We start from the raw sequence: 3,410 nt of genomic DNA on the forward strand, positions 1-3,410 counted from the left end.
GCCACCGGAAAAGACGATGCGGTGGACTTTGCCTTCGCGTTTGACCGTTACTTCAAGGCGGGTGGAAAGGGCGTTGGTCACAGATACGCCGACGCCGTGTAGGCCGCCTGAAAAGGCATAGGCGCTGCCGCCGTCTTTTTTGTTGAACTTGCCACCTGCGTGCAGACGGGTGAAGACGAGTTCGACTACGGGTACGCCTTCTTCAGGGTGCAGGCCGACGGGAATGCCGCGGCCGTTATCACGGACGGAAAGCGAACCGTCTTCATGAATTTGCACGTCGATTGCAGTTGCAAAACCACCTAACGCCTCGTCCGCCGCATTATCAATTACTTCCTGACAGATATGGGTCGGGCTGTCGGTACGGGTGTACATGCCGGGACGTTCTTTGACCGGCTCCAAGCCTTTGAGGACGGTAATGCTGGATTCGCTGTATTGATTGTTTTTAGCCATAGGAATAATGTAAAGGCCGTCTGAAAGGATGAAAAACAACGCTTTCAGACGGCCTGAAAGCGTTTGGATTATAGGTTTTCTATTGGATTGCGCCGGATAAAGTCTTCATAGCTTTCTATGCCGCGCAAGAAACGGGAGAGTTCGGTTAATGCGTCCAAATACACGCCGCGCTTGAAGTCGATGACTTCGTCAACCGGCGCCCAGTATTGGTGCCAGCGCCAGCCGTCAAATTCAGGATGATGGCAGGCGCGGAGGTTGACGTCGCTGTCGCGGCCGACCAAACGCAAAAGATACCAAATCTGTTTTTGTCCGCGATATGAACCGCGCCATTCGCGGCGCACCCAGTGGCTGGGAACGTCATAACGCAACCAGTCGCGCGTACGGCCAACGATTTTGACATGTTGCGGCAGCAGGCCGACTTCTTCGTACAACTCGCGGTACATGGCGGTCTCAGGGCTTTCGCCCGGCTTGATGCCGCCTTGCGGAAATTGCCATGAATGTTCGCGTACGCGTTTGCCCCAAAAGACTTCGTTACGTTCGTTAATCAGGATAATACCGACATTGGGGCGATAGCCTTCTCTGTCTAACACGGGGTCGCCCTTCATTAAATTTAATCGTGCAATTTTCCCACAAATTGGGCGGTTTTGACAAATCTTGAGGCCGTCTGAATAAGCCCACAGTTTTTTCCAGACGGCATGAAACCGTTTTTCAAAAAATGTTGTTTATGAATAAAACCATAGCTTCAGGCCGTCTGAAAAATGAAATTTTTTTCTGCTTTAAGGTCTTGCATTCAAAAGCTTTTTGCCGTTTAATGCAAACCTTGCTGAATCAAGGGCAAAGGACACATGCCGGCCGCCCCCACAGTTTCCCTTTTGTAAGTGGCATCTGCCACCGCTGCAATATTTTTACCCCCCGAACAAAAGGTCTGAAACCATGAAAAAATCTTTGATGGCGGCGGCAATCGTGAGCCTCGTCTTGACTGCGTGCGGCGGCGGACAAGGAACCGCCGCAGAATCTTCCGCATCTCAAACCTCCTCTTCCCAAACCGATAAACTCAATATCTACAACTGGTCGGATTATGTCGATCCGGCCACGCTGTCTGCGTTTGAAAACAAAACACATATCAACGTCCGCTACGATTACTACGACAGCAACGAAGCGCTGGAAGCCAAGCTGCTGACCGGCAAGTCGGGTTATGACCTGGTTGCGCCGTCTATTGCTAATGTCGGCCGTCAGATTAAAGCAGGCGCGTATCAAAAAATCGACAAATCGCAAATTCCCGATTACGCCAATATCGATCTCGATTTGTTGAAAATGATGGAAACCGTCGATCCGGGCAACGAATATGCCGTCCCTTATTTCTGGGGCATCAATACGCTGGCGATTAACAAACAGCAGGTTCAAAAGGCTTTGGGTACGGACAAGCTGCCTGAAAATGAATGGGATTTGGTGTTCAATCCTGAATACACCCAAAAACTGAAATCCTGCGGCATCAGCTATTTCGACAGCGCCATCGAGCAAGTTCCTTTGGCTTTGCATTATTTGGGCAAAGATCCGAACAGCGAAAACCCTGATGACATCAAAGCAGCTGTCGATATGATGAAAAAAGTGCGCCCCGATATCAAACGCTTTACCTCATCCGGCTATATCGACGATATGGCTGCCGGTAATCTTTGCGTATCGGTAGGCTACGGCGGCGACCTCAATATTGCCAAAACCCGTGCCAAAGAAGCAGGAAACGGCGTCGAAGTCGAAGTATTGGCGCCGAAAAGCGGTGTCGGTATTTGGGTGGATTCGTTGATGATTCCGCGTGATGCGCAAAATGTGGCCAATGCACACAAATACATCAATCACACGCTCAATCCAGAAACAGCGGCCAAAAACGGCAACTATGTGACTTATGCTCCGGCCAGCCGTCCGGCGCGTGATTTGATGGATGAAAAATACACCTCTGACGAATCGATTTTCCCAAGTAAAGAATTGATGGAAAAAAGCTTCATCGTCTCTCCCAAGTCAACCGATGCGAGCAAACTCAGCGTTCGCCTATGGCAGGCTTTGAAAGCAGGACGATAATTAAAATTGAAATTTGAATACTCAGGCCGTCTGAAACAGTTTTTCAGACGGCCTGAGTGTTATAATTGTCAACACTTTTCAAATATCCTATGAGGAGAAACAGCGTTATGAACAATTCAGTCATCACCGTCATCGGTAAAGACCGTGTGGGCATTGTGTACGACGTTTCCAAAATTTTAGCGGAAAACCAAATCAATATTCTCAACATCAGCCAACAGCTGATGGACGATTTTTTTACCATGATTATTTTGGTGGACACTTCAAAATGCACCAAATCGCGTCAAGAAGTTTTGGATTTGTTTGCGGAAGAGAGCAAAAAACTCGCGCTTGATATTCGTATGCAAAACGAAGAAATTTTCCAAGCCATGCACCGTATTTAAGTCGGAGGGAGAGCCATGAGTATTCAATCCGGCGAGATTTTAGAAACCGTCAAAATGGTGGCCGACCAGAATTTTGACGTGCGCACCATTACCATCGGCATTGATCTGCACGACTGTATCAGCAGCGATATCAATGTATTGAACCAAAACATTTACAACAAAATCACCACTGCCGGTAAGGACTTGGTAGCAACGGCAAAATATCTGTCTGCCAAATACGGCGTGCCGATTGTGAATCAGCGCATTTCCGTTACGCCGATTGCCCAAATCGCGGCGGCCACCCATGCCGATTCCTATGTCAGCGTGGCGCAAACTTTGGATAAGGCTGCCAAAGCCATCGGCGTGTCCTTTATCGGCGGCTTTTCTGCGCTGGTGCAAAAAGGCATGTCGCCTTCGGATGAGGTGTTGATCCGTTCCATTCCCGAAGCGATGAAAACCACCGATATCGTGTGCAGCTCCATCAATATCGGCAGCACGCGCGCCGGTATCAATATGGATGCGGTCAAG

The 3,410-nt window shown here is 49.1% G+C and carries 5 protein-coding genes; 3 read left to right on the forward strand and 2 right to left on the reverse strand.

Going from position 1 to position 3,410, the window contains the following annotated elements; all coding sequences use genetic code 11:
- On the reverse strand, positions 1-450 hold a 450-nt coding region (locus ACTHS3_RS10835), incomplete at its 3' end, for an ATP-binding protein (RefSeq protein ID WP_440367947.1).
- 68 nt (positions 451-518) lie between these two features.
- Entirely contained in the window at positions 519-1,055 is a 537-nt protein-coding gene (locus ACTHS3_RS10840; protein ID WP_049343910.1) for an RNA pyrophosphohydrolase, read from the reverse strand.
- A 328-nt stretch (positions 1,056-1,383) separates the two neighbouring features.
- On the opposite strand from ACTHS3_RS10840, the gene ACTHS3_RS10845 reads away from it, so the two are divergent.
- From ACTHS3_RS10845 to ACTHS3_RS10855, 3 genes are all read left to right on the forward strand, one after another.
- Entirely contained in the window at positions 1,384-2,523 is a 1,140-nt protein-coding gene (locus ACTHS3_RS10845) for a polyamine ABC transporter substrate-binding protein (RefSeq protein WP_440367948.1), read from the forward strand.
- A gap of 107 nt (positions 2,524-2,630) precedes the next feature.
- On the forward strand, positions 2,631-2,903 hold the full coding sequence (locus ACTHS3_RS10850; RefSeq protein WP_003680574.1) for an ACT domain-containing protein: 273 nt from the start codon (positions 2,631-2,633) through the stop codon (positions 2,901-2,903).
- Positions 2,904-2,918: 15 nt separating this feature from the next.
- The coding region (locus ACTHS3_RS10855; RefSeq protein ID WP_440367949.1) for a DUF711 family protein at positions 2,919-3,410 on the forward strand (492 nt) is incomplete at its 3' end.

This window comes from Neisseria sp. P0009.S007 (assembly GCF_051962515.1).